This is a genomic window from Tuberibacillus calidus DSM 17572, assembly GCF_000430685.1.
GTDB lineage: Bacteria > Bacillota > Bacilli > Bacillales > Sporolactobacillaceae > Tuberibacillus > Tuberibacillus calidus.
This window is the reverse complement of sequence record NZ_KE387194.1, coordinates 1-4,034: the sequence shown is the minus strand read 5'-3', so window position 1 is coordinate 4,034 and position 4,034 is coordinate 1. Positions and strand designations below refer to the sequence as shown.

The 4,034-nt window shown below is 47.6% G+C and carries 4 protein-coding genes; all 4 read right to left on the bottom strand.

What is annotated here, in order from left to right; genetic code table 11:
- Positions 1–217: 217 nt before the first annotated feature.
- A complete protein-coding gene (gene rnr, locus H532_RS0115195; RefSeq protein WP_027726178.1) occupies positions 218–2,506 on the bottom strand; it encodes a ribonuclease R in 2,289 nt (762 codons plus the stop codon).
- An 18-nt stretch (positions 2,507–2,524) separates the two neighbouring features.
- Positions 2,525–3,274: an alpha/beta hydrolase gene (locus H532_RS0115190; protein WP_027726177.1), complete on the bottom strand. Its 750-nt coding sequence runs from the start codon at positions 3,272–3,274 to the stop codon at positions 2,525–2,527.
- A 135-nt stretch (positions 3,275–3,409) separates the two neighbouring features.
- Entirely contained in the window at positions 3,410–3,646 is a 237-nt protein-coding gene (gene secG, locus H532_RS0115185) for a preprotein translocase subunit SecG (RefSeq protein WP_027726176.1), read from the bottom strand.
- A 113-nt stretch (positions 3,647–3,759) separates the two neighbouring features.
- Positions 3,760–4,034 (bottom strand): hypothetical protein (locus H532_RS20745; RefSeq protein WP_038112707.1); only part of this gene is annotated, 275 nt, incomplete at its 5' end.

Sequence of the window (4,034 nt, the reverse complement as noted above, 5' to 3'; positions counted from 1 at the left end):
CGCAAAAACCGTATTTATGCTCATTTTTCGGTCGTGAAGCCCGCGAAAATGAGCAGACGCTCCATAATATGGAAAAAACAGCTAAGACTATAAAAACCGAATCTTATTTATGTATATCTGGCAGAGCGATCTGAGAAAATGCGTGGCCAACGCTCCCTTAACAGAAATCAGCCGATTCCGCTCTTCATCTTTAGAAGAGGAAAATCGGCTGGTGCCATTAACGGCGGCGTTTTTTGCGTTTGACCTTCCCTTTTTTATTTCGGTAAGACAACTTGCCCTTATCCTTTTTCTTTGACACATCATTCTTTCTGGAAGGCTTCTTGCTCGGCCCGGCAATCACTTTCGGCCGGTCCTTACGGGCGTTTCGGCGGTTCGGCTTCATGCCGACAACCTCAAAATCGATGCTATGCTCTTCAACGTTGACATTGATCACGCGCACGGTAATTTCATCACCGATGCGAAAGACGTTCCCGCTTCTTTCACCGATTAACGCCATCTGATCTTCGTTATAGTGATAATAATCATCGACGAGATAACTGATGTGAACAAGCCCTTCGATCGTATTCGGCAATTCCACGAACAAACCGAAACTGGTGACGCTGCTAATGACCCCATCAAAAGTCTCGCCGATTTTATCTTGCATAAATTCCGCTTTTTTCAAATCGTCGGTTTCACGCTCGGCATCGACGGCGCGGCGCTCCATCTCTGATGTATGCTTAGCGATCTCCGGCAGCTTTTCTGCCCACTCAGCTAGAGTCCTTGTGTCCGTTTTCCCTTCAAATAAGTACTTCCGAATCAACCGATGGACGATCAAGTCCGGGTAACGGCGGATCGGCGATGTAAAATGCGTATAAAAATCGGTGGAAAGCCCGAAATGCCCCAAGCTTTGGTGAGAGTATTTGGCCTGCTGCATCGAGCGCAGCATGACCGTGCTGATGACGGCCTCCTCCGGCTTTCCTTTCACTTCTTCCAAAAGCATTTGGAGGGTGCGCGGATGAACGGATTCCGGGCTGCCTTTGACAACATAACCGAAGTTCACCGCAAATTTGAAGAAGCGCTCCAATTTCTCCGGCTTTGGATCTTCATGGATCCGATATAGAAAAGGCAGTTCAAGCCAGTGAAAATGCTCGGCGATGGTTTCATTGGCGCAAAGCATAAATTCCTCAATTAAACGCTCCGCAACCGAACGCTCGCGGATGACGACATCGGTCGGATGCCCTTCTTCATCCACAAGCACTTTCGCCTCGGTAAAATCAAAATCGATCGCCCCGCGTTCCCGCCGCTTTTCGGTTAAAATTGCAGCGAGTTCCCCCATCAAATCAAAAAAGGGCACGAGTTCCTTGTATCTCTCAAGCACCTCTTGGTCTTCGCGCAGCAAAATCTTCCGAACATCCGTGTAGGTCATCCGTTCCGTCGTGCGAATGACGCTCGGAAAAATCTCATGGTCGACGACTTTCCCTTGTGGGGTGATTTCCATCACACAGCTGATCGTCAACCGATCGACATTCGGATTTAAGCTGCAAATCCCATTGGACAAGCGGTGCGGCAACATGGGCACCACGCGGTCGACAAGATAGACGCTCGTCCCGCGTTCAAATGCTTCGGCGTCAAGCGCTGAACCTTCCTTGACATAATGACTCACATCAGCGATATGAACGCCTAATTGATAGTTTCCATTATCCAGTTTGATGACATTGACCGCATCATCCAAGTCCTTCGCATCGGCGCCATCAATCGTGACAATCGTTTCGTTCCTTAAATCTCGGCGGCCTTCCAGTTCCTCGGGGGAAATGGTATCGGGGACCGCCTTCGCTTCGGCGAGCACCTCGTCCGGAAAATCCGTCGGGATGCCGTGCTTATAGATAATCGATAAAATATCCACGCCGGGGTCGTTTTTATGCCCCAAAATTTGCACGACGATGCCTTCTGCATGGCGGCGGCCGTCTGGGTAACGCGTTAACTCGACGACCACCTTATGCCCCTCCGCCGCACCATTGGCCGCACCTTTCGGAATGAAAATATCATCAGGCAGCCGCTTGTCGTCCGGGGTGACATAACCGTAGAGTTCGTAATCCGTGTACGTCCCGACGACCCTCGTCGTTTTCCGCTCAATAATCCTGATGACAACGCCTTCGGGACGGTCGCCGGATTTTGTCTTCGATAATCGGACCAACACGCTGTCGCCGTTCATGGCTCCAGCGAGATCCCCCTGTCCGATATAAATATCATTCATCCCCGGGTCATCGGGAATTAAAAAGGCATAGCCTTTGGCATGCGCCTGGATGGTCCCGCGGATCAAGTTCATTTTCTCCGGCAGGCCGTAGCGATTGCTGCGCGTGCGCACTAAGTCACCGCTGTCTTCAAGCGCATTAAGGGTTTTTATTAACGTTTTATATTCCTCGGAATCTTTGATTTCGAGCACTTCTTCCAATTCCGAAAGGGCAAGAGGCCTGGCCGCCTCTTCCTTCATATACGTCATAATGCGTTCTTTTAACTCTTCATTCATAGTAAACCTCCGATCGGGTTAAGAGACCGACCAATCCAGTTTCTCAAGAAACTCATAAATATCCTGATGCAATTGTTCCTTTTCGTCTCCTAACGTGATCACGTGTTTTGAGTGTTCATACCATTTGATCTGTTTGATAATGGATGACACATTTTCGTAGATAATGTTAGCGCTGTTGACATCAATCATTTCATCATGACGGGCTTGCACGACAAAAGTCGGCGCATAAATCATATCGAGATGTTCGCGCACTTCCTTAAACAAATCGTTCACTTCGCTTAACGTATCCATAGGCGCATCGATAAATGCCTTCATTTCTTCCTCAATTTGCTCTTTCGGCTTCCCCTCTAATTGTTTCCATTCCCGCGCGTAATCCAACACACCGCGATAAATGTTTTCTTCCGTTTTGTTCGTCATGGGGGCGCACATTGGAATAATCCCTTTTACCGGTAAAGTGTAACCAACTTTTAACGAAAATACGCCTCCAAGCGATAATCCGCATACGGCAATTTCTTCATACCCAAGGTCTTTCAAATGTTGATACCCATTTAAAACATCCTGCCACCAGTCTTTTGGACCAGTATGCAGCAATTCTTCCGGTGGAACACCGTGCCCTTTATAATGCGGGGCATGGCTTGTATAGCCTTTATTCTCAAGAAAACGGCCAAGCATTCGGACATCTGCGGAATTCCCCGTAAAACCGTGTAATAAAAGCACAGCACGTTTTCCAGCTTCAAAAGTGAAAGGTTTCGGTGGTACGATTTTCATTGTTTTTCTCCTTTCGATTTATGTAAACAGAATCGGCTATTGATTACTATACCCACATGAATGGGCAAAATGAAAACAGCACCTATCTTACGGTGCTGTCCTTGTTACTCTGGGTTTTATCGAAAATCTGGCCGGTCATGATGTCACATAAAAAGCGAGTATAAATGCACAGACAAAGAAAACGACGGCACAAATAATCGTAAATTGAAGAAGGACGCGGTCGAATCCGCGGGCTTTTTGCTTACCAAAAAGCTGTTCAGCACCGCCGGAAATGACGCCTAATCCTTCGCTTTTCCCCGACTGCAACAAAACAACGGCAATGATGCCGATCGCGGCAATAATGATTAACGTGACCAAGATTGTGTGTAACAATCCGCACACCCCCAAAAAGGTTCAAAGCGTAACCGTTCGAAGAGAACGGAACGGACAACTAGCGATAGTATTGATGACATTATATCACAAAGTTGGCATCGTTCCCAGCTTTTTTATATTGGAGCTTTTTGCGATGTAGCGATTTTGGGGTCTACGTCGCCAAATTTTTTTGCTTGATATACGGATTTTCCGCAAAGAGTCCCTTTTGATCGGATCCTAAATCCAACATGTTTCTCCAGCTTCCCAAAAAAGGGCATACGCCACCCGTTATCCACAATTCGCATTTGTGGATTTTTTCTCCTTCCCGACTTATCCACTTGTGGATATTGGTTTACGCCGCCTTTACGAGGCTTCGGAGGTGATCTCCCTGCTTTTCTTTGACCCGGCC

What these genes read in the sequence shown, in the direction of transcription:
- rnr (WP_027726178.1), bottom strand. Translation starts at nt 2,506, where the DNA reads ATGAATGAAGAGTTAAAAGAACGCATTATGACGTATATGAAGGAAGAG.
- H532_RS0115190 (WP_027726177.1), bottom strand. Translation starts at nt 3,274, where the DNA reads ATGAAAATCGTACCACCGAAACCTTTCACTTTTGAAGCTGGAAAACGT.